At 70.4% G+C, this 20,108-nt stretch carries 20 protein-coding genes; 4 read left to right on the top strand and 16 right to left on the bottom strand.

Annotated features, from left to right (window positions below):
• Positions 1-10: 10 nt before the first annotated feature.
• Positions 11-1,204: a heparan-alpha-glucosaminide N-acetyltransferase domain-containing protein gene (locus tag GVV77_RS02520; RefSeq protein WP_159616017.1), complete on the top strand. Its 1,194-nt coding sequence runs from the start codon at positions 11-13 to the stop codon at positions 1,202-1,204.
• Between the two features lie 109 nt (positions 1,205-1,313).
• Here GVV77_RS02520 and GVV77_RS02515 read toward each other — a convergent pair whose 3' ends face one another.
• The 6 genes from GVV77_RS02515 to GVV77_RS02490 are packed head-to-tail and all read right to left on the bottom strand — an operon-like array spanning position 1,314 to position 5,271.
• A complete protein-coding gene (locus tag GVV77_RS02515) occupies positions 1,314-1,769 on the bottom strand; it encodes a tetratricopeptide repeat protein (protein ID WP_159616015.1) in 456 nt (151 codons plus the stop codon).
• Positions 1,762-2,538 carry a 4-hydroxy-tetrahydrodipicolinate reductase gene (dapB, locus tag GVV77_RS02510; RefSeq protein ID WP_159616013.1) on the bottom strand — a complete coding sequence of 259 codons (777 nt, stop codon included), beginning with the start codon at positions 2,536-2,538 and terminating at the stop codon, positions 1,762-1,764. Before dapB ends, GVV77_RS02515 begins: the two co-directional genes overlap by 8 nt.
• 19 nt (positions 2,539-2,557) lie before the next feature.
• On the bottom strand, positions 2,558-2,986 hold the full coding sequence (locus tag GVV77_RS02505; RefSeq protein WP_159616011.1) for a molybdenum cofactor biosynthesis protein MoaE: 429 nt from the start codon (positions 2,984-2,986) through the stop codon (positions 2,558-2,560).
• Positions 2,973-3,458: a MogA/MoaB family molybdenum cofactor biosynthesis protein gene (locus GVV77_RS02500; RefSeq protein ID WP_159616010.1), complete on the bottom strand. Its 486-nt coding sequence runs from the start codon at positions 3,456-3,458 to the stop codon at positions 2,973-2,975. Before GVV77_RS02500 ends, GVV77_RS02505 begins: the two co-directional genes overlap by 14 nt.
• Complete coding sequence (gene moaC / locus GVV77_RS02495) at positions 3,455-3,946, bottom strand: cyclic pyranopterin monophosphate synthase MoaC (protein ID WP_159616009.1); 492 nt, start codon at positions 3,944-3,946, stop codon at positions 3,455-3,457. Before moaC ends, GVV77_RS02500 begins: the two co-directional genes overlap by 4 nt.
• Entirely contained in the window at positions 3,943-5,271 is a 1,329-nt protein-coding gene (locus GVV77_RS02490) for a molybdopterin molybdotransferase MoeA (RefSeq protein WP_159616008.1), read from the bottom strand. The genes moaC and GVV77_RS02490 overlap by 4 nt, the downstream gene beginning before the upstream one ends.
• Before the next feature lie 293 nt (positions 5,272-5,564).
• On the opposite strand from GVV77_RS02490, the gene moaA reads away from it, so the two are divergent.
• Both moaA and GVV77_RS02480 read left to right on the top strand, forming a co-directional pair.
• Positions 5,565-6,635, top strand: a complete 1,071-nt coding sequence (gene moaA, locus GVV77_RS02485; protein ID WP_159616007.1) for a GTP 3',8-cyclase MoaA — start codon at positions 5,565-5,567, stop codon at positions 6,633-6,635.
• On the top strand, positions 6,636-6,890 hold the full coding sequence (locus tag GVV77_RS02480; protein WP_159616006.1) for a MoaD/ThiS family protein: 255 nt from the start codon (positions 6,636-6,638) through the stop codon (positions 6,888-6,890).
• A gap of 70 nt (positions 6,891-6,960) precedes the next feature.
• On the opposite strand, the gene GVV77_RS02475 is transcribed toward GVV77_RS02480, so the two are convergent.
• The 8 genes from GVV77_RS02475 to truB form a co-directional block, all read right to left on the bottom strand.
• Positions 6,961-8,331: a M16 family metallopeptidase gene (locus tag GVV77_RS02475; protein WP_159616005.1), complete on the bottom strand. Its 1,371-nt coding sequence runs from the start codon at positions 8,329-8,331 to the stop codon at positions 6,961-6,963.
• 116 nt (positions 8,332-8,447) lie between these two features.
• Positions 8,448-10,706, bottom strand: coding sequence for a polyribonucleotide nucleotidyltransferase (locus tag GVV77_RS02470; RefSeq protein ID WP_159616004.1), 2,259 nt, complete (start codon positions 10,704-10,706; stop codon positions 8,448-8,450).
• Positions 10,707-10,975: 269 nt separating this feature from the next.
• Complete coding sequence (gene rpsO, locus GVV77_RS02465) at positions 10,976-11,245, bottom strand: 30S ribosomal protein S15 (RefSeq protein ID WP_120166611.1); 270 nt, start codon at positions 11,243-11,245, stop codon at positions 10,976-10,978.
• Positions 11,246-11,380: 135 nt separating this feature from the next.
• Positions 11,381-12,376, bottom strand: a complete 996-nt coding sequence (locus GVV77_RS02460; RefSeq protein WP_159616003.1) for a bifunctional riboflavin kinase/FAD synthetase — start codon at positions 12,374-12,376, stop codon at positions 11,381-11,383.
• Positions 12,377-12,543: 167 nt separating this feature from the next.
• Complete coding sequence (locus GVV77_RS02455; RefSeq protein WP_159616001.1) at positions 12,544-13,209, bottom strand: DUF4345 domain-containing protein; 666 nt, start codon at positions 13,207-13,209, stop codon at positions 12,544-12,546.
• 140 nt (positions 13,210-13,349) lie between these two features.
• Positions 13,350-13,853: a hypothetical protein gene (locus GVV77_RS02450; protein WP_425483328.1), complete on the bottom strand. Its 504-nt coding sequence runs from the start codon at positions 13,851-13,853 to the stop codon at positions 13,350-13,352.
• Complete coding sequence (locus GVV77_RS02445; protein ID WP_120166619.1) at positions 13,850-14,218, bottom strand: hypothetical protein; 369 nt, start codon at positions 14,216-14,218, stop codon at positions 13,850-13,852. The genes GVV77_RS02450 and GVV77_RS02445 overlap by 4 nt, the downstream gene beginning before the upstream one ends.
• Positions 14,218-15,120 (bottom strand): tRNA pseudouridine(55) synthase TruB, encoded by a 903-nt coding sequence (truB, locus tag GVV77_RS02440; RefSeq protein WP_281350560.1) that lies wholly within the window; start codon positions 15,118-15,120, stop codon positions 14,218-14,220. Before truB ends, GVV77_RS02445 begins: the two co-directional genes overlap by 1 nt.
• An 84-nt stretch (positions 15,121-15,204) precedes the next feature.
• Here truB and GVV77_RS02435 point away from each other — a divergent pair, with 84 nt between their 5' ends.
• Positions 15,205-16,380: a pyridoxal phosphate-dependent aminotransferase gene (locus GVV77_RS02435; protein WP_159615997.1), complete on the top strand. Its 1,176-nt coding sequence runs from the start codon at positions 15,205-15,207 to the stop codon at positions 16,378-16,380.
• Between the two features lie 83 nt (positions 16,381-16,463).
• Here the strand turns inward: GVV77_RS02435 and rbfA are convergent, their stop codons facing one another.
• Positions 16,464-16,922 (bottom strand): 30S ribosome-binding factor RbfA, encoded by a 459-nt coding sequence (rbfA, locus tag GVV77_RS02430; protein WP_120166623.1) that lies wholly within the window; start codon positions 16,920-16,922, stop codon positions 16,464-16,466.
• A gap of 109 nt (positions 16,923-17,031) precedes the next feature.
• Complete coding sequence (infB, locus tag GVV77_RS02425) at positions 17,032-19,998, bottom strand: translation initiation factor IF-2 (RefSeq protein ID WP_159615995.1); 2,967 nt, start codon at positions 19,996-19,998, stop codon at positions 17,032-17,034.
• Positions 19,999-20,108 lie beyond the last annotated feature (110 nt).

Here is a 20,108-nt window from a genome sequence, read left to right as displayed (position 1 = left end):
CGATCGAGGGATGGTGTCCTCCCCGGCCTTCCGGCGTCTGACCGGTCTCGACGCGGCCCGCGGCATTGCCCTTTTCGGAATGATGAGCACCCACATCTTTCCCCTGTACGTCCCCGGGACGGCCGACCCGTCGTGGGTCGCGCTGCTCTTCACCGGGCGGGCGTCGGCCCTGTTCGCCGTGGTGGCAGGGATCGGGCTCGCACTGCTGACGGGCGGAAGCACTCCGCACCGGTCAGGGGTCCTCTCGGGGGACCGCCGCGGGATCGCCGTGCGCGCCGTCATCATCGCCACCGTCGGGCTCGTGCTCGGCGGCGTCGAGACGAACATCGCCATCATTCTCTTCCACTACGGGATCCTGTTCCTGCTGGCCCTTCCTTTCCTGGGCCTGCGGCTGCCGGTCCTCGCGGCCTGGGCGGCGGGCTGGCTGCTGCTCTCCCCCGTCGCGGCCTTCCTCCTGCGCCCCTGGATCGAGGGGACGCTCGATCCGCCCTCGCTCGACGGGAATCCGGTCTGGGAGCACTTCCTTGAGCCGGCGACGCTGCTGGCGGACGTCTTTGTCACCGGGTACTACCCGGCGCTGCAGTGGCTGAGCTATCTGCTCATCGGCCTGGTGATCGGACGCCTCGACCTCGCCCGGCTGGGCGTCCAGGCCGCATTGATTCTCGGCGGCGCCGCGGCGGCCGTTGCCGCGAAGGCGGCCAGCGGCTACCTGCTCGGCCCCGCCGGCGGCCTCGACGCGCTGCTTCAGACACCGGAGGGAGCGCGCTACCCCCTCGAGGCGATGCTGCAGGTGGGGATCGGTGGCCTGAACTCGACCGGGTCGTGGTGGTGGCTGGCCGTCAGCACCCCGCATTCCGGGACGCCCTTCGACCTGCTGCACACGGCCGGGACCGCCGCCGCGGTGACCGGGATCTGCCTGCTGATCACCCGGCGTTTCCGGCAGCTGCTTCTTCCGCTCTCGGCGCCGGGGGCGATGACCCTGACCCTGTATTCGCTCCACATCTGCGTCATGAGCTGGGTCGATCAGCAGGAGCCCGTGCTTGAGCCCGCTCCGGTGTTCTGGTTCCAGGCGCTGGGCGCGGTGGCGCTCGGCATCCTGTTCCAGCGGATCCACGCCCGCGGCCCCCTCGAGCTGATCGCGTCGGGAGCCGCGCAGGCCGCCCGGAGCGGCGGGCACCCGGCGTCGCGTCCGGACCGGCGCTGACCCACCGCGGGCCGCAGGGCAGGTGTCACCCGGCCTGCCCCCCTGCGCTGGTGCGCCGTCGAGCCTACCCACTGCCTGGACCCTGCCGGGCCCGGACCGGCCGCCCGGCTCAGTGGAACAGTCGGGCGGCGTCGCGCATTGCCTTCCGGGCTCGGGTGCGGTCGCCGGCGGCATCGTAGGCGCAGGAGAGCCGGAACCAGCTGCGCCAGTTCTCCGGGTCGTTCTCGACCTCCGCCTGGTACTGCGGGAAGCGCTCGTCGGCTGCGTCTCGGACGATCCGTCCGGCCGGGGTTCGCGGCAGGTCGTCAACGGGCAGTCCGCCCTCGGCCTCGAGGACCTTGGCCATGCGCTCCGTCTGGGCGCCGAAGAGCAGTTCGCGGATCAGTGCCCAGGCCCCGATGATCGGCAGGAACAGGTAGCCCGCACCCAGGGCCTTGGCCACCGGTGCGGGGTCGCCGAGCAGCAGGACGCCGCGCTGGAACGTGACGGCCAGCCAGAGCACCAGCAGGAGGGTGACGAAGACGACCCCGATCTTGACGCGGTGGCGGCGGAAGGTTTCAAGCATGGGGGTCCTTGTTCGTGGCGAGGTCGAGGTAGCCCTCGAGGCCGACCGTGAGGCCGGGGTGGGAGGCCACGCTCCGGAGCCCGAGCAGGACGCCGGGCATGAAGGAGGCGCGGTCGAAGGAGTCGTGGCGGATGGTCAGCTGCTCGCCCGGGCTGCCCAGCAGCACCTCCTGGTGGGCCGTGAGCCCGCGCAGGCGCACCGAGTGGACGGGGATGCCGTCGGCGTCCGCGCCCCGGGCCCCGGCGAGGCCGCCGGCGGTCGCGTCGGGGGCGGCGGGCACCCCGGCCGCGCCGCGCGCCGCGCTGATGAGCTGTGCGGTGCGCAGGGCCGTCCCCGAGGGGGCGTCCACCTTGTCGGGGTGGTGGAGTTCGATGATCTCGACGGATTCGAAGTACCGGGCGGCCGAGGCGGCAAACGCCGTGGCCAGCACCGAACCCAGGGCGAAGTTCGGGGCGATCAGCACACCGGTGGACGGGGTGCGCCCGAGCAGAACGCCCAGCCCGTCGAGCCGCTCGGGTGTCCAGCCGGTGGTTCCGACGACGGCGTGGAGGCCGTGCTCGACGGCGAAGCAGACATTGTCATAGGTCGCCTCGGGCACGGTCAGGTCGAGCACCACCCGGGCGCCGGCGGAGACCAGGGTGGCAAGGTCATCCCCCCGGCCCAGTGCCGCCACGAGGGAGAGGTCCTCCGCGGCCTGGATGGCGGCGACCGCCTCGGAGCCCATGCGCCCCGAGGCGCCGAGCACTGCAACCGGGAGTTCCTGCGTCATGCCTCCCAGCCTACTGTTCCTACCCGGCGCCGACCCATTCCACGGTGCCGTCGGTGAAGAACTGTTCCTTCCAGACCGGCACGCGCTCCTTGACGGCGTCGACGAGTTCCGAGCAGGCCGCGAAGGCCTCGCCGCGGTGGGCTGCGGCGACGGCGGCCACGAGGGCCGAGTCACCGATTTCGAGCGGGCCGATCCGGTGCGCCACCCAGAGGCGCACGCCGTCGTGCCGGCCGGCGACCTCCGCCGCGACCTCGGCGATGACCCGTTCGGCGCTGGGGTGGGAGCTGTAGCTCAGGGAGGTGACCTCCCGCCCGCCGTCGTGGTTCCTCACGACGCCGCTGAAGGAGACCGCGGCGCCGCAGCGCGGGGAATCCACGGCGGCCAGGGCCTCTTCCGGGGTGATGGGCGTGTCCGACACGTAGGCCCGGACAACTTCACTGGTGGTCATGGGATCCTTCTAGCTGGGCACAGATGTGGCCGATGAGCGGTTCGAGGACGGCGAGCCCGTCCCGCACGCCCCCGGGTGAACCCGGGAGGTTGATCACGAAGGTGCTTCCTGCGGTGCCGGCAAGGCCGCGGGTCAGGGCCGCGGTGGGCACCTTGTCGGCTCCCGCCCGGCGCGCCGCCTCCATGATGCCCGGCAGCTGCCGGTCGAGGTAGGGCAGGGTCTGCTCCGGCGTGGCGTCGTCGGCGCTTAGGCCGGTGCCCCCGCTGGTGATGAGCACGGCCGGCCCGGCAGCCAGCGCCCGGCCGATGGCTTCGCCCACGGCGTCCCCGTCGGGCACGACCTCGGCGTCCTGCACGGCGAAGCCGTGCTCGAGGAGCCAGCCGGCCACGAGGGGGCCGCATTCGTCCTGGTAGGCGCCGGCGGCGGCGCGGGTCGAGGCGATAATCACCGCGGCGTTCCTCAGCGGGGTCATACGCTCCAGTCTCCGCTCTTCCCACCGGTCTTCGAAAGGACCTTCGTCTCCCGGATCACGGCGCGCGGGTCGACGGCCTTGATCATGTCATAGAGGGTCAGGGCGGCGATGGAGGCGGCGGTCAGCGCCTCCATCTCAACCCCGGTCACCGAGGTCGTCTTCACGAGCGCCGTCACCGTGACGGTCCCCGCGTCGGCGGTGAAGTCGACCGAGACGCGGCTGATCGGCAGCGGATGGCACAGCGGGATCAGGGTGGAGGTCTGCTTGGCGGCCATAATCCCGGCGACGCGGGCGACGGCGAGGGCGTCCCCCTTGGGCAGCGACCCGTCGGTGATCATGGCTACGACCCCGGCGCTGGTCTCCAGGACCGACTGTGCCACCGCCTGGCGGGCCGTCACGGCCTTGGCGGAGACATCGACCATGTGGGCGGTGCCGTCGGCCCGGACATGCGACAGCGCGGGCGCGTCGGCGGTTTCGTTGGGTGTCATGAGGGCAGCTCCTGGTCGGTTGGGGCCGGCGCGGGAGGTGCCGGCGGCGGGACGGGGCCGATCAGCCAGACGGTCACTTCGTCGCCGGCGGCCGCCTCAGAGAGGCCGACAGGGAAGTGGACGAGGGCGTTCGAGCCCGCGAGGGCGTTGAGCAGATGGGATCCGGGTCCTCCGATGAGTTCGACCTGCCCGTCCCGGTACAGCCCGCGCCGGACCTGGTGCTTGGCGGCCGGGGACGACGCCGGGGCGGTGAGCCGTGCCGGAAGCGCGACCCGCGGTGCGGGCGCGCCGGTGAGGGCCGTCAGGGCCGGCCGGAGGAACATTTCGAAGGACACGAGGGCACTGACGGGGTTGCCGGGAAAGCCGAGGAACGGGACCCCGCCGAGGGTACCGATGGCCTGCGGCCCGCCGGGCTGCAGGGCCACCCCGGGGAACTCGACGCCGCTGCCGGACAGGGCCTGCTTGACCACCTCGTAGGCGCCCTGGCTGATGCCGCCGGAGGTCAGGATCAGGTGGACCTCCGCCGCGGGCGGGGCGTCGAGTGCCTCGCGCAGCTTCTCCGGGTCGTCGGAGAGGACCCGGGTCCGGAGGACCTCGGCGCCGGCTTCCCGCAGGGCGGCCTCAAGCAGGGTGGTGTTGGCGTCGTAGATCCGGCCGGCCCCGAGCGGCCCGCCGGGCTCGGTCACTTCGTCCCCGGTGGACAGCAGGAGGACACGGAACGGCGTGCGGACGGCGACCTCGGCCAGGCCGCAGGCGGCCAGCAGTCCCAGTTGCGCCGGGCCGAGCAGGGTCCCGGCCCCCAGAGCCAGTTCCCCGGCGGCGATGTCGCTGCCGGCGCGCCGGATGAAACTGCCGGCAGGGGTTCCGGCAGGCAGCCGCACCGCGGGCGGCCCGCCGTCGCCCGAGGACAGGGCGGGGAACCGCGGGGGGTCAGCGCGCTCGATCGGCACGACGGCGCCGGTGCCGGAGGGAACCATCGCCCCGGTCATGATCGGAACGGCCGTGCCTGGCTCGAGCGGCGGCGGGGAACTTCCGGCGGGAACGGGCGCCCCCACGTGGAGCCGGAGGTGGCCCTCGGGCTCCCCGTCGCCTGCCACGGCCGAGCCGTCCCCCAGATCGCGCAGATGCACCGCGTATCCGTCCATCTGCGAGTTGTCGAAGGGCGGAAGGGCCACCGGGGCAGAGACGTCCGCGGCGAGGACCCGGCCGAGGGCTGCGCTGAGCGGAAGGGACTCCACGGCGCCGCCGCGCCCGCCGCGGGCGTAGCCGCCGGCGCTCAGGAGCTGTTCGACCGCCGACTGGTGCTCGGAAACGCTGCGGGTCATGACGTCCTTTCGGCTGCGCCCCGGTGGGCGGGTGGCTCGGCGGCGGGTCGGTGGGCGGGTCGGGTGGCTCGGCGGCGGGTCGGTGGGCGGGTCGGGTCGGGTCGGTGGGCGGGTCGGGTCGGTGGGCCGGGGGCTGGGCCTGGCCGGCGGGTGCTGCGGTACTTCAACCCTAGTCCGCCGGGGGCCGCCGCGGACTCCCGGCGGGGCCGAAGAAAGAACAGCCACCCGACATCCTTATCCCCGGGCTCCAGATTCGCCCTTGGAGCCGATGCGAAAAGGCGTAACCTCTCACTATGGGAATATCTCTCGGGCTGCCGGGCCCGGCACCCTCGGATCCGGGCGTGGGCCTGCTCGACACCTTCGGGCGCCGCGCCACCGATCTGCGTGTGTCGCTGACCGACAAATGCAACCTGCGCTGCACCTACTGCATGCCGGCGGAGGGCCTCAGCTGGCTGCAGAAGGAGCAGGTGCTCTCCCGCGCCGAAATCGTGCGCCTCGTGCGGATCGGCGTCGACCTCCTCGGGGTGCGCGAGCTCCGCCTGACCGGTGGGGAACCCCTGGTGCGGGCGGACCTGGTGGAAATCGTCTCGGACCTGCGCACCGCCCACCCCGGTCTGCCGATTTCCCTGACGACCAACGGGCTCGGGCTCGATCGGAAGGCAGCCCGGCTGAAGGAGGCGGGACTCACCCGCATCAACGTCTCGATGGACTCCCTGCACCCCGGAACCTTCGCCCAGCTGACCCGGCGTCCGTTCCTCGACCGGGTGCTGCGCGGGATCGAGGCCGCCGCGGAGGTGGGGCTGGGCCTGGTGAAGATCAATGCGGTGCTGATGCGCGGCATCAATGATCATGAAGCCCCGGACCTGCTCGAATGGGCCGTCTCACGCGGATTCGAGCTGCGGTTCATCGAGCAGATGCCCCTTGACGCCGACCACGGCTGGACCCGGGACGGCATGATCACGGCCGCCGAAATGCGCGCGCTGCTCGAACCGGCCTTCGTCCTGACCGCCGACCCGCGCAGCCGCGACGGCGCACCGGCCGAGCGGTGGGAGGTGCGGAGGCGCAGCGCGCCGGAGAAGGTCGTGGGCTCGGTGGGCATCATCGCCTCCGTCACGGAGCCGTTCTGCGCCGACTGCCGCAGGACCCGGATCACCGCCGAGGGAAAGGTGATGAGCTGCCTGTTTTCCCGTGAGGAGACGGACCTGCGGGAACTGCTTCGTTCCGGCGCTGACGATGCCGCCGTCGCCCGGCGGTGGCAGGAGGCGATGTGGGCCAAGCCCAAGGCGCATGGGATGGCCCGCACCGGGCTCGGTGCTGAGGGCTTCATCCAGCCCGACCGCTCGATGAGCGCGATCGGTGGCTGAATGCTGATCCGCTATTTCGGTGCGGCGCGTGCGGCAGCGGGCACCGCCGAGGAAATCCTCGATGGCGCCGGGGCCACCGTTGAAGACATTCTGGCCATCCTCGGCGACCGCTATGCCGGAACTCAAAGCCCGTCAATGGAGCAGGTCCTGCGGCGCAGCAGCTTCCTGCTGAACGAGGTGGCGCTGCGCGACCGCGGCCGGGTCCTGGCCGAGCAGGACGTCCTCGACGTCCTGCCGCCCTTCGCCGGCGGCTGACCGGAAGCTCCAGCGGCCGCCGCAGCGGCCACGCCGGTGCGCCTGCGTCGGGCGCGCTGCCTCCGGGTGCCTACAGCCCGAAGTCCGCGGGCCCGTCGAAGGGTCCGACGACCATCGTGGTGCGCGGCGCGGCGGCCAGCTCCGCGGCCAGTTCCTGGACCTCGGCGGGGGTGACGGCACGGACCCGAGCGAGCGACTCATCGAGGTCGATGAACTCCCCCGAGACGAGTTCGGAGCGGCCGAGGCGCGACATGCGCGAACTGCTGTCCTCGAGGGCGAGCACCAGACCGCCGGAAAGCTGGCCCACGGCCTTTCGCAGCTCCTCCTCGCTGATGCCGTCACGGGCAAGGCGGTCCAGCTCCTCCCCCAGAAGGGCGATGACCTGTCCCGTCTTGGCTGGTGAGCACCCGGCGTACATGGCAAAGTAGCCGGCGTCGGCGTAGGAGGCCGAGAAGGAGTACGTCGAGTACACCAGGCCCCGCTTCTCCCGGATCTCCTGGAACAGCCGCGAGGACATGCCGCCGCCGAGCACGGCGTTCAGCACACTCATGACGAATCGGCGCTCGTCCGTGGCCACCAGCGAGGGGCAGCCGATCAGGATGTTCGCCTGTTCGACCGCGCGGCGGATCACGTGCACCCCGGGCGCACCGGAGATCTCGACGGGCCTGCCCAGGCGGCGGGGCACCGGCACGGCGCCCTCCTCAAGGACCCAGCCGGCCTCCTCGAGGGCCTGCTGCACCTGCCGGCAGACGGTGTCGTGGTCGAGGCCGCCGGCGGCGGTGACGACGAGCTCGGCGGGGGTGTAGTACCGGCGGTAGTGGGCCAGCACCGCGTCGCGCGGGATGGCGCGGATGGCCTCGGGGGTGCCGCCGATGGGCCGCCCCAGGGGGTGGCCGCCGAGGACGGCCGAGACGAACTCCTCGTGCGCGACATCGGCGGGGTCATCGCTGTCCATCGCGATTTCCTCGAGGATGACGTCGCGTTCCTGCTCGAGTTCCTCGGGGTCGAGGACGGCCGAGGTGACCATATCGGCGATCACGTCGATGGCCAGGGGCAGGTCCGTGTCGAGCACCCGGGCGTAGTAGCAGGTGTTTTCCTTGGCCGTCGCCGCGTTGGATTCGCCGCCGACCTCGTCAAAGGCGGAGGCGATTTCCAGGGCGGAGCGCTTCCGTGTGCCCTTGAACAGCAGGTGCTCGAGGAAGTGGGTGGAGCCGTGCTCGCCCTCGGCCTCGTCCCGTGACCCGACCCCGACCCAGAACCCGATGGTGGCCGAGCGCTGCCCGGGCATCGCTTCGGTCAGTACACGCACTCCGCCGGGCAGCACCGAGCGGCGGACCACCGCCCCGCCGGGGTCGCCGGCCACGAACGTCGGGTCGCCGCTCTCACCGTCGGCGAGCGGCGTGGGGAGCAGCGGGAGGGAAACAGCTGAAGGCAGTGACATCGGGGTCTCTCAGGTTGTGCGTCGGTTCAGGGTTGAGCGTCGATCGGGAAACGGCCAACGGCCCCGCCGTGGACCAGGGTCCACGGCGGGGCCGTCGGCGGCGGAACCGCGGGCACCTAGCTGACGGCGTCCTCGGCGGGCACCTCAGGGAGCTCGATGCCGGCGTCGTCGGCAGCCTCATCGGCGACCACCGGCGACAGCGAGAGCTTTCCGCGGTCGTCGATCTTGGTGATCTCGACCTGGACCTTCTGGCCCACCGCGACGACGTCATCGACATTGTCGACGCGCTTGCCGCCCGAGAGCTTGCGCAGCTCGGAGATGTGAAGCAGTCCGTCCTTGCCCGGGGTCAGCGAGACGAACGCGCCGAACGTCGTCGTCTTGACGACGGTGCCCAGGTAGCGCTCGCCGATCTCGGGAACCTGGGGGTTCGCGATGGCGTTGACCGCTGCGCGGGCGGCCTCGGCCGAGCCTCCGTCGGTCGCGCCGATCAGCACGGTGCCGTCATCCTCGATGGAGATGTCGGCGCCGGTGTCCTCCTGGATCTGGTTGATCATCTTGCCCTTGGGGCCGATGACCTCGCCGATCTTGTCAACGGGGATCTTGACCGAGATGATGCGCGGGGCGAACTCGGAGAGCTCGTCCGGCGCGTCGATCGCGGCTTCGAGAACGCCGAGGATGTGGAGGCGGGCCTCACGGGCCTGCTTCAGCGCGGCTGCCAGCACCGAGGCGGGAATGCCGTCGAGCTTGGTGTCGAGCTGGATGGCGGTGACGAACTCGGAGGTACCGGCGACCTTGAAGTCCATGTCACCGAAGGCGTCCTCGGCTCCAAGGATGTCGGTCAGCGCCGCGTAGCGGGTCTGACCGTCGACCTCATCGGAAACGAGGCCCATCGCGATGCCCGCGACGGGTGCCCGCAGCGGGACACCGGCGTTGAGCAGGGACAGCGTTGCGGCGCAGACCGAGCCCATCGAGGTGGAGCCGTTGGAGCTCAGCGCCTCGGAGACCTGGCGGATCGCGTAGGGGAAATCCTCGCGGCTCGGAAGGACCGGGGCGATGGCGCGCTCGGCGAGGGCACCGTGGCCGATTTCGCGGCGCTTGGGCGAACCCACGCGGCCGGTTTCACCGGTGGAGTACGGCGGGAAGTTGTAGTGGTGCATGTAGCGCTTGCGCGTCACCGGGGACAGCGAGTCGATCTGCTGTTCCATCTTGAGCATGTTCAGCGTGGTGACACCCAGGATCTGGGTCTCGCCGCGCTCGAAGATGGCCGAACCGTGGACGCGGGGCAGGACCTCGACCTCGGCGGTGAGCTTGCGGATGTCGGAAAGGCCACGCCCGTCGATGCGGACCTGGTCCTTGAGGATGCGCTGGCGCACAACGGCCTTGGTGACCGAGCGGAAGGCTGCCGAGAGCTCCTTCTCGCGTCCCTCGAAGGACCCGGCGAGGGACTCGAGGACCTCGGCCTTGAGGGCGTCGGAGGCGGTGTTGCGCTCCTGCTTGTCGGCGATCTGGAAGACCTCGGCGAGCTTCTGCGCGGCGGCCGACTCGACGGCGGCGTAGACGTCGTCCTGGTAGTCGAGGAACACGGGGAACTCGACGGTCGGCTTGGCCGCACGCGAGGCCAGGTCCGACTGCGCTTCGCACAGGGCGCGGATGAACGGCTTTGCCGCTTCCAGGCCCTCGGCGACGATCTCCTCGGTCGGTGCCGTGGCGCCGTTTTCCTTGATGAGGTTCCAGGAGTTGTCGGTCGCTTCGGCCTCGACCATCATGATGGCGACGTCGTCACCGACGACGCGGCCGGCAACGACCATGTCGAAGACGGAGTTCTCGAGCTCCGAGTGCTTCGGGAAGGCGATCCACTGGTCGCTTCCGCTGCCGTCGGAGACGAGCGCAACGCGGACGCCGCCGATCGGGCCGGAGAAGGGAAGTCCGGAGAGCTGGGTGGACATCGAGGCCGCGTTGATGGCCACGACGTCGTAGCGCACGTCGGGGTTGATCGCCAGCACGGTGACGACGATCTGGACCTCGTTGCGCAGGCCCTTGACGAAGGCCGGACGCAGCGGGCGGTCCATCAGGCGGCAGGCGAGGATCGCCTCGGTGGAGGGGCGTCCCTCGCGGCGGAAGAACGAGCCCGGGATGCGCCCGGCGCCGTACATGCGCTCTTCGACGTCGACGGTCAGCGGGAAGAAGTCGAAGCCTTCGCGCGGGGAGCTTCCGGCGGTGGTCGCCGAAAGGAGCGCGGTGTCTTCGTCGATGTAGACCATCGCTGCGCCGGCGGCCTGCTGGGCAAGGCGGCCGGTCTCGAAGCGGACGGTGCGTGTTCCGAAGCGGCCATTGTCGATGACGGCTTCAGCAAATTGGATCTCGGGACCCTCCATAGAGAGTCACCTCCGTTTCTTTGTGGTGGGGGCGGTCGGAACCATTGTCGGGCGGCCCCTCGTGGGCCGCCTGTGCACCCGGTCTTCGATCGAGATCCACGGGACGGCGGCCTCTGCGGCCCGCCTCCCGGAGATCACTACCGAGGACCGCGAATGCGCGGTGCCTGCTGGCTCCAGATGTTTATCTAGCGGTGGTGCACCCGGACTGACCGGGCATAAGCGGAAGGCGGCTCCGTCTCCTCAGGAGATGGCGCCGCCTTCCATTCAACCTATCGGCGCAGGCCGAGGCGCTCGATGAGCGTCCGGTAACGCGTGATGTCGGTGTCGCGCAGGTAGTCCAGCAGGCGACGGCGGCGTCCGACCAGAAGAAGCAGGCCACGACGGGTGTGGTGGTCATGCTTGTGCATCTTCAGGTGTTCGGTCAGGTCGAGGATGCGGCGGGAAAGCATCGCGATCTGCACCTCGGGGGAACCGGTGTCCCCCTCGGAGGTGGCGTACTCTTTGATGATTTCCTGCTTGATAGCGGCGTCAAGGGCCACGTGTAACTCCTAGAGTTGTACCGTGAATAAGAGGTTTCGGCCGGCTGCCGGACCGTCCGCCGGAGCGGACCGCGCGAAGGCCTGACACACAAAAATCCAGCCACCACGGACTGCAGCCGGATCTCAGCCTCCAGTTTAGCCGCTGGCCTGCAGATCTGTCGAAAGCACCTGCCGCGAGCGGTCAACGTCGAGACCCATCTGCTCGGCCAGCGCCTCCGGTCCCGTGTAGGTGACCTGGCCCCGCAGCCGCTGGACGAACTCGACGACAATCCTCTGCCCGTACAGGTTGAAGGCCGAGATCTCCTCCTCCGGACGGTCGATGACGTGCGCCTCGACCTGCCGGGTGACGCCGTCGAAGGTCGGGTTCGATCCGACGGAGATCGCCGCGGGCCACCGGGTCCCCGATCCGTCGACGAGCCAGCCGGCATAGATGCCGTCGGCCGGGATGTAGCCCTCGGCGTCGTCTGAGAGGTTGGCCGTCGGGAAACCCATCTCCCTTCCCCGTTTCGCCCCGTGGACCACCTCGCCGCGCATCCGGTGCGGGCGCCCGAGGATCCGGGCCGCGGTTTCCACATCGCCGGCGTCAAGCGATTCGCGCACCCAGGTCGAGGAGCAGCGGCGCGTTGCCTCACCGTCGCCGGTGGCCAGGGGGACGCTCGCCGCGAAGTCGTCGATGGCGAGGACCTCGAAGCCGAACCGCTGGCCAAGGGCGCGCATTGTCTCGAGGTCACCGCTGTTGCCGCGCCCAAACCGCACGTCATGTCCGATGACGACGGCGCGGGCGTGGAGCGCGTTCACGAGGACCTTCTCGACGAACTCTTCGGGGGTGTGGGAGGCGAGGTCGAGGGTGTAGTGCATCATCAGGACGCCGTCGATGCCGGTCTCGGCCAGCGTGTGCACCCGGTCCTCGAGCCCCATGATCAGCGCCGGTGCGCTGTCGGGGCGGTGGACCTGGGCGGGGTGCGGGTCGAAGGAGATGGCGACGGCCGCGGCGTCGCGCTTCCGCGCCGCCTCAACCAGGTGCTCCAGCACGCGCTGGTGGCCCCGGTGGACACCGTCGAAGTTGCCGAGCGTGAGGACCGACGGGCCGAAATCGTGGGGCACATCGGCAAGGTCTCTCCAGTAGAACACGCATCTCCTTCGCCGTTGCGGCTTTCCGCGGCGCGGGCCGGAGCGTCCGGTTCCCTGCAGCGCCAGTGTCCATTATTGCCGATAACGCGCTTCGGTATTTCACGGTTGCCGGAGGAAAGCTTCACAGGAGCCGCAGGCAGGATCACGGGGAAGTGCCGCCACTGGCATCAGCTGCGGGAGCTGAAGTCCTTCCGCAGCTGGGTGGTCTTGGTGATGTATTTATGCCACACCAGCAGGGCGGCCGGGAAGGCGAGCTCAACGACCATGAGGATGATCAGCAGGTAGTGGGGAGTTCCCGAGAACGCCCAGGACAGCACCCTGCCGATGCCCCCGGCGAAGACCATGAGGCAGACCAGCCACAGCATGTTGGCCCACTTGAACTTCACGGCGATGGTGACGAAGGCGGCCCCCACGCCGACCATCATCGCGGAGAAGAAACGGAACTGGTTCTCGAGGGTCGGGTTGACGGGCCGGGCGTCGGTGTCGGGAAGGCCCGCGGTGCCGAGGATCAGGTAGTAGGCGCCGAATCCGGCAAGGATCAGGCCCACGAGGACGACGACGGTGCGGAACATGCTCCAGTCGCTGCCGCCGATCCCCTCGCTCGCCTTGGTCTTCTCCGGAGGAGTCCCCTTCCTGGCGGAGTCTCCCTTGGTGGTCCCTTCCCTGGCCGGACCGGCTGAGGTGCGGGACGGCGCCGGCGTGGAGGGCGGTCGAGTGGAGGGCGGGGTTTCGGCCGGACCGGTGCCGGTCGATCCCGTGCTGGATGCGGAAGCCGCCGAGCCCGGGGTGTTGGTCCCCGGCCGGCCGTGCGGATCCGGGATGTTCGTGCTCATGACTCTTCCTCGCTGTTTTTGCTGCTCCTGCCGCAATACTCTCACGCGGCACAGGGACCGGAAAGGGCGATCTTGGGGCGACCGGCGGGTCGGGCCGCGGCACGCGGCCCCGGGCGGCTGCAGGCGGAGGGCGGTGCAGCCTAGGCGGGAACGGGGGCCGCCGGCCGATTGCGGTACAGCCACGCCAGGCCGAGGACCGGAAGGATCAGGGGGACGTAGCCGTAGCCCTGGCCGAAGGCGGACCACACGGTGTCGGCGGGAAAGGCCTGCGGGTCGAGGAGGCTGAAGATGCCCACGCCCAGCACGCCGATGAGTTCGACGCCGACGGCGGCGACGGAAATTCGATACCAGCGGGTGCCGGGCCGGGCCAGGGACACGGTCGCGAGGACGTAGACGGCGGCCGCGAAGGCGGTCAGCAGGTATGCCAGCGGTGCCTCGGAGAACTTGGTGGCGATCTGGAAGGCGGCCCGTGCGGAGGCGGCAAGGGCGAAGATCCCGTAGACGGCAATCAGCAGCCGTCCCGGGCCGTGCGTCCGCCGGCCCTCCCCTCCCCCGTCGGAACGGCCGGCGGGAGCGGCTCCGCCGCCGGAGGGAGTGCCCGCGTTTCCGGGGCCGCCGGCACCGCCGCTTCCGGTGTGCTTCACAGTCCTGCCACTCCGTCCCAAATCTGCTCCATTCGAACCAGCATGACAAAGACGGCGAGCCCGGCGGCGGCCAGCACAAGATTGCTCCAGCGGCTCCGCTCGAGGATGGCCCACCAGAATGCGCCTACCGGCAGGACCAGGGCCGTCAGGAGGTAGCCCCAGAACTCCCAGGCCTCGCCCAGCACCGGCTCTCCGCCGGCCTGCCGCACGCCGGCGGCCACGGCATAGACGAGCAGGAACAGCTCGACGGCTGCCACGGAGAGGATGGTGATGTCGTTCGGGGGCTGGCGCAGCAGCGCTGCCCCGATGCACAGCAGGGCGGAGACGACGCCGATCACCGAGCCCGCAAGGAGGAATCCGTCCATCATGCCGGACCGTTTCCGGGTGCGAAGACGAGGAGGGCCCGGGCGTCCTGGCCGCGGTTCTCGAGAAGGGCGACAAGGGTGCCATTGGGCGAGTAGGCGGCCGCGGGCCCGCCCTCCTGCCCGGCGGGGATCTTCCGGCCGTGGGAGACGTCGTCGGCCTCGTCGGCGCTGAGCTCCCGCACCGGGAACAGGACGCGCCCGGCGTCGTCGAGCTCAAGCAGCGTCAGCGTTTCGGCAAGCTGGTCAAGGGTGGAAGCCTGCTCGATGGTGTAGGGGCCCACCCGGGTGCGCCGCAGCGCGGTGAGATGCCCGCCCACCCCCAGGGCCTCCCCGAGGTCGCGGGCGAGGGCGCGGATGTAGGTGCCGGAGCTGCACTCGACGGTGACGTCGACGTCCTGATGCCGTCCGCCGTTGACGCGGCGGATGTCGTGGATCTCGAACCGGGAGATCGTGACGGACCGCGCCTCGAGCTGGACGTCCTCCCCCGAGCGCACCCTGGCGTAGGCCCGCTGGCCCTTGACCTTGATGGCGCTGACGCTGCTGGGCACCTGGGAGATCGTCCCGGTGAGTGTGCGCACGCCGGCGGCGATGTCCTCCGGCGTGATGGCGGCCGCAATGCTGCCTCCGGTGATCTCGCCTTCGGCGTCGTCGGTGATCGTCGACTGGCCCAGCCGGATGGTGGCGGTGTAGGTCTTGTCGGTGCCGACGATGTAGGTGAGCAGCCGGGTGGCGCGGTTGACGCCGATCACCAGGACCCCGGTGGCCATCGGGTCGAGGGTGCCGGCGTGGCCGACCTTGCGGGTGCCCGCCAGCCGGCGCATGCGTCCGACGACGTCATGGCTAGTCCAGCCCTGGGGCTTGTCCACGATTATCAGCCCTGAGTGGACCTGCCCGGAATTCACGCCTCCCAGTATAGGGCGAAGCCGGGGCGCTCCCCACCGGCCGGTGCCGCCCGCGCGGCGCAGCGCAGGCGATAGCATTCCCCTATGCTTCCCGCCGCCCACGCCCGTCAGGTACCGGTCAACCAGATCCGCGAGATCACCCAGGCCGCGTGGGCCACGCCGCACTCGATCGTGCTCAGCATCGGGGAGCCCGGGTTCACCGTCGCCCGGCACGTCCTTGAGGCCTCGATGGCGGCGCTGGACCGCGACGAGACGAACTACACGCCAAATGCGGGCATCGCACCGCTGCGGGAGGCCTTCGCCGCCCGGTTCCTTGAGCACAACGGCGTGGCCGTGGATCCCTCGCAGGTCTATGTCACCGCCGGCGCCCAGCAGGGGCTGCACCTGGCGATGAGCACCCTCCTTGGGCCCGGCGACGAGGTGCTCATCCCCAACCCCGGCTACCCCACCTACCCGATGACGGCGGGGCTGGTGCACGCCGTCGCCGTCCCCTACCCGCTGCTGCCGGACAACGGCTTCCAGCCGCGCATCGAAGACCTCGAGGCGCTGGTGACCCCGCGCACCCGGATGCTCGTCCTCAATTCGCCGTCGAACCCGCTCGGGGCCGTGTTCGACGCCGATCTGACCCGGCGGCTGGTGGACCTCGCCCGGCGTCGGGACCTGTGGATCCTCTCCGATGAGTGCTACGAGGCGTTCACCTTCGACGTCGAGCATGTGAGCCCGGCACGCTTCGACGCCGGCGGCCCCGAGGCCCCCGCGGAGGCCGGCAGTCCGAGGGTCTTCACCTCCCTGACCCTGTCGAAGACCTACGGCCTCACGGGGCTGCGGATCGGCGCCCTGGTCACCCCGCCCGGCATGGAGGCGCTGCTGAACAACATCATGGAGGCCACCGTCTCCTGCGTTTCCGCGCCGTCCCAGTACGGCGCCCTCGCAGCGCTGACCGGGCCGCAGGACTACGTGGTCGACGCCCTGGCGCACTACCGGAAGAACCGGGACGCGGCCACGGCGGTGCTCCGGGAGCTCAATATTCCGTACCTGCCGGCGCAGGGGGCGTTCTACCTGTGGGCCGATGTCTCCCACGCCTCCGGCGGCGATGTCCGGGCGTGGGTCGCTTCCCTGCTGGAGACCCGGGGGGTGGCGCTGGCGCCGGGAACGGCGTTCGGCTCCGGGGGTGAGGGCTGGGTCCGGATTGCCCTGTGCACCGATACCGACGCGCTGGTTGAGGGCCTCGGCCGCCTCCCGCACAGAAAAAGCAGCTGACCAACGGTCAACTGCTTCTTCTATGCACCGTGAGCCGGTGCCGGTTCGGCCGGACGTGCCCGGCCCTCAACCCGGCGGAGGCCCTAGAGCCCGCGCGGAGCCTCGGTTGACTCCTCGTCGCGCTCCTCGGCGGTGCGGTACGGGTCGGCGTCGCCGGCGAATTCGGCGCCCTGGGCGATGGCTGCCACTTCGGCGTCGCGTTCGCGGGCCTTCCGGAGGAGCTCCTCGAGGTGGCCGGCGTTCACCGGAATCTCGTCGGGAACGAACTCCAGCGTCGGCGTGAGCCGCGCCGTGATGTTCTTGCCGACTTCGGCGCGCAGGATGCCGCGGGCGGATTCGAGGGCCGCCCGGGTGGCCTGCTGCTCGTCCTCGTCACCGAGCACCGTGTAGTAGAGGGTGGCGTGCTGGAGGTCGTTGGTGACGCGTGCATCGGTCAGGGTCACTGCTTCGAGCCGTGGATCCTTGACCCTGCGGCGGAGAGCCTCGGCGACAATCACCTTGATCCGCTGTGCGAGCCGCGCAGCGCGTGCCGGATCTGCCATTACTCTTCCTCCTGTTGCTCTGGTCTGCTGAAACGTTGAGCCGGCCGCAGAACGGCCGGCGGACAGCACAGGCGCCCCGGATCCCGGAGCGCCTGTGCTGTGCTACCTGCTAGACGCGGGGCTTCTCCCGCATTTCGAAGGTCTCGATGGTGTCGCCTTCCTTGATGTCGTTGAAGGACCCAAGGCCGATACCGCACTCGAAGTCCGTCCGGACCTCGGTGACGTCGTCCTTGAACCGCTTGAGCGAGTCGACGGTGAGGCCCTCGCCGATAACCTTGCCCTCGCGCAGGACGCGGGCCTTGGTGTTGCGGCGGATGATCCCCGAGCGGACGATCGAGCCTGCGATGTTTCCGAACTTCGAGGAACGGAAGACTTCGCGGACTTCGGCGGTGCCGAGCTGGACCTCCTCGTACTCCGGCTTGAGCATGCCCTTGAGGGCGAGCTCAATGTCATCGATGGCTGCATAGATGACGGAGTAGAAGCGCATGTCCACGCCTTCACGCTCGGCCAGGTCGGCCACGCGCTCGGCGGGCTTGACGTTGAAGCCGATGATGATCGCGTTGTCCACGGTCGCCAGGTTGACGTCGTTCTGGGTGATGGCGCCGACGCCGCGGTGGATGACGCGCAGCTGCACGCCTTCGCCGACGTCGATCTTGAGCAGCGAATCCTCGAGCGCCTCAACGGCACCGGAGACGTCACCCTTGAGGATGAGGTTGAGGGTGTCAACCTTGCCCTCGGCCACGGCCTGGTCGAAGTCCTCGAGGCTGATGCGCTTGCGGCGCTTCGCCAGGGCGGCGTTGCGGTCAGCGGTCTCACGCTTCTCGGCGATCTGGCGGGCGGTGCGCTCGTCGTCGGTGACGAAGAACGTGTCGCCTGCCCTCGGCACTGTGGAAAGACCGAGCACCTGGACGGGCCGCGACGGTCCGGCAGTGGTGACCACATCGCCGTTTTCGTTGAACATGGCACGGACGCGTCCGTGGGCCGTTCCGGCGACGATGGTGTCTCCGACGCGCAGCGTTCCCGACTGGACCAGGACCGTCGCAACGGCGCCGCGGCCCTTGTCGAGGTTTGCCTCGATGGCGATGCCGCGGGCGTCCTTGTTCGGGTTCGCCCGCATGTCGAGCGCCGCGTCGGCGGTCAGCAGGACCGCTTCGAGCAGCTCGTCGATGCCGTCGCCCTTGAGCGCGGAGACGTGGACGAACATGGTGTCGCCGCCGTACTCCTCGGGAACCAGGCCGTATTCGGTCAGCTGTCCCTTGACCTTGTCCGGGTTCGCGCCTTCCTTATCCATCTTGTTCACTGCGACGACGATCGGCACGTTGGCCGCCTGGGCGTGGTTGAGTGCCTCAACGGTCTGCGGCATGACGCCGTCGTCCGCTGCAACAACCAGCACCGCGATGTCGGTGACGCTGGCACCACGGGCACGCATGGCGGTGAACGCCTCGTGACCGGGGGTGTCGATGAAGGTGATCGCGCGTTCCGAGTCCTCCATCTCGTGCTGGATCTGGTAGGCACCGATGTGCTGGGTGATGCCGCCGTGCTCGCCCTCGACAACCTTGGTGTTGCGGACGGCGTCCAGGAGGCGCGTCTTACCGTGGTCCACGTGGCCCATGACGGTGACGACCGGAGGACGTGCCTCCAGCTGCTCGTCGCCCTCGGCCTCAAGCTCGGCATCGAAGTCGATGTCGAAGCTGCTGAGCAGCTCGCGCTCTTCGTCCTCGGGGGAAACGACCTGGATCAGGTAGCCCAGCTCGGTTCCGAGCACCTGGAAGGTGTCCTCGTCGAGTGACTGGGTTGCCGTCGCCATTTCGCCGAGGTGGAAGAGCACCGTGACCAGGGCCGCCGGGTTCGCCTCGATCTTGTCGGCGAAGTCGGTGATCGATGCACCGCGGCGCAGGCGGACGACGGTGTTTCCGTCGCCACGGGGAACGCTGACGCCGCCCAGCGAGGGAGCCGACATCTGCTCGAGTTCCTGCCGCTTGGCACGCTTCGACTTGCGCTGCTTGCCGCGGCCTGCTCCTCCCTTACCGAAGGCTCCGGCGGTGCCGCCGCGTCCGCGGCCGCCCTTGCCGAAACCGCCGCCTGCGGGGGCTCCACCGGGGCTTGCCGGAGCTCCACCGGGACCGCGGCGCGGTCCTGCACCCGCTCCGGGCGCGCCGCGGCCGGGGGCTGCGGGACGCTCGGTGCGGTTGGGCATCATGCCCGGGGTGGGACGGTTTCCACCGGGACCGGCGGGACGGGGCGCACCCGGACGCGGAGCGCCCGGACGGGGTCCACCGGCGCCTGCTGCCGGGCGGGGTCCGCCGGCGCCTGCTGCCGGACGGGGACCACCCGGACCTGCCGCCGGGCGGGGTCCGCGCTCGTCCTCACGGCGTCCACCCGGGCGGGGCATGCCCTGGGAGGGGGCGAACGGGTTGTTGCCCGGACGCGGTCCGCCACCGGGACGGTCGCCCGTCCGGTCGGCCGGACGATCTCCGTCGCCGCGACGGGAGCCCATGCCCTGTGAGGGGGCGAAGGGGTTGTTGCCCGGACGCGGTCCGCCGCCGGGGCGGGTGCTGCCGGGACGGGCCGCACCTGCCGCAGGAGGGGTTGCTGCGGTGCGGGGTGCCGGACGGGCACCGGGCTTGGCGGCCGAGGAGCTTCCGGCCGGGGTGCCGTCGCCGGCCGGTGCCTGCGGGGCGGCCGGCTCGGAGAACGGTGAGGGGCTGGCAGCAGGCGCCTGCTCCTGCGCGTCGGCCGGGGCCTGCTGCGCCGGAGCCTGCTCGGCGTCTGCCGGCTTCGGCTGGGCGCCCGGGCTCGGAACCGCGGCGGGCGCCGGTGACGGGGCCGCCGGGGCGGGCTCCGCGCTGGCCGGCGCTGACGGTGCCGGTGCTGAGGCCTTGGGCGCCGAAGCGGCCGCGTCGGTCTTGGATGCACCGTTGGATGGGAAGGCGCCGCGAAGTTTCTTCACGACGGGGGCCTCAATGGTTGAGGAGGCGGAACGGACGAATTCGCCCAGTTCCTGCAGTTTTGCTACTGCGTCTTTCGAGGTAATACCGAGCTCTTTTGCGAGTTCGTGTACGCGGACCTTGGCCACATTTCTCCTGTCTCGGTCCGCACCGAGTCAGGTACGAACCGTCTAATTCCTACTGCAGAACCCGCCTGCCGAGGCAGCCGGGAAGCCGAATGCAGAGCTCAACGGATTGT

This window comes from Arthrobacter zhaoguopingii (genome assembly GCF_009828605.1).
GTDB classification, from domain to species: domain Bacteria; phylum Actinomycetota; class Actinomycetes; order Actinomycetales; family Micrococcaceae; genus Arthrobacter_D; species Arthrobacter_D zhaoguopingii.
This window is presented reverse-complemented; position numbering and strand designations above follow the sequence as displayed.

What these genes read in the sequence shown, in the direction of transcription:
- GVV77_RS02515 (WP_159616015.1), bottom strand. Translation starts at nt 1,769, where the DNA reads ATGCTTGAAACCTTCCGCCGCCACCGCGTCAAGATCGGGGTCGTCTTC.
- GVV77_RS02455 (WP_159616001.1), bottom strand. Translation starts at nt 13,209, where the DNA reads ATGAGCACGAACATCCCGGATCCGCACGGCCGGCCGGGGACCAACACC.
- rbfA (WP_120166623.1), bottom strand. Translation starts at nt 16,922, where the DNA reads ATGGCAGATCCGGCACGCGCTGCGCGGCTCGCACAGCGGATCAAGGTG.
- moaC (WP_159616009.1), bottom strand. Translation starts at nt 3,946, where the DNA reads ATGACACCCAACGAAACCGCCGACGCGCCCGCGCTGTCGCATGTCCGG.
- GVV77_RS02435 (WP_159615997.1), top strand. Translation starts at nt 15,205, where the DNA reads ATGCTTCCCGCCGCCCACGCCCGTCAGGTACCGGTCAACCAGATCCGC.
- GVV77_RS02480 (WP_159616006.1), top strand. Translation starts at nt 6,636, where the DNA reads ATGCTGATCCGCTATTTCGGTGCGGCGCGTGCGGCAGCGGGCACCGCC.
- GVV77_RS02475 (WP_159616005.1), bottom strand. Translation starts at nt 8,331, where the DNA reads ATGTCACTGCCTTCAGCTGTTTCCCTCCCGCTGCTCCCCACGCCGCTC.
- GVV77_RS02445 (WP_120166619.1), bottom strand. Translation starts at nt 14,218, where the DNA reads ATGGACGGATTCCTCCTTGCGGGCTCGGTGATCGGCGTCGTCTCCGCC.
- moaA (WP_159616007.1), top strand. Translation starts at nt 5,565, where the DNA reads ATGGGAATATCTCTCGGGCTGCCGGGCCCGGCACCCTCGGATCCGGGC.
- dapB (WP_159616013.1), bottom strand. Translation starts at nt 2,538, where the DNA reads ATGACGCAGGAACTCCCGGTTGCAGTGCTCGGCGCCTCGGGGCGCATG.
- GVV77_RS02505 (WP_159616011.1), bottom strand. Translation starts at nt 2,986, where the DNA reads ATGACCACCAGTGAAGTTGTCCGGGCCTACGTGTCGGACACGCCCATC.
- GVV77_RS02490 (WP_159616008.1), bottom strand. Translation starts at nt 5,271, where the DNA reads ATGACCCGCAGCGTTTCCGAGCACCAGTCGGCGGTCGAACAGCTCCTG.
- GVV77_RS02470 (WP_159616004.1), bottom strand. Translation starts at nt 10,706, where the DNA reads ATGGAGGGTCCCGAGATCCAATTTGCTGAAGCCGTCATCGACAATGGC.
- GVV77_RS02500 (WP_159616010.1), bottom strand. Translation starts at nt 3,458, where the DNA reads ATGACCCCGCTGAGGAACGCCGCGGTGATTATCGCCTCGACCCGCGCC.
- GVV77_RS02520 (WP_159616017.1), top strand. Translation starts at nt 11, where the DNA reads ATGGTGTCCTCCCCGGCCTTCCGGCGTCTGACCGGTCTCGACGCGGCC.